Annotated in this window: 1 pseudogene; it reads left to right on the top strand. The window is 29.6% G+C overall.

Features of this window, described 5'->3' with window-relative positions:
• Nucleotides 1-121: 121 nt before the first annotated feature.
• Nucleotides 122-301, top strand: a pseudogene (locus KA926_RS07520) (AAA family ATPase); the annotation flags it as partial.

The following is a 301-nucleotide window of genomic DNA, read 5'->3' as shown; positions in this document are numbered from 1 at the left end:
AAACACTTAAAACAAAATATTACTAGTCCAAGTACCACGGAATTAATTAAGGAAGAAAAAAATTGTGGTTATTCACCTCAAGAAACGACTAAAAACGTCAATAAATTAAAGAGGTATCGTAATGACTAAAAATCAGAATTTTATTGAAACGAAAGAGTATAAACGGTTTGCTGAATTTTGTGACGCTTGCATTAAATATCAATATATTGGTATCTGTTATGGTCAACCTGGAGTTGGGAAAACTTTATCTTCAAGATATTATACAAATTGGGATACTATCGAAAAACAAGTTAACCATAGA

Origin of the sequence: Staphylococcus sp. GDY8P94P, assembly GCF_017892255.1 — a bacterium.
In the GTDB taxonomy this organism is placed as follows: domain Bacteria; phylum Bacillota; class Bacilli; order Staphylococcales; family Staphylococcaceae; genus Staphylococcus; species Staphylococcus cohnii.
This window is presented reverse-complemented; position numbering and strand designations above follow the sequence as displayed.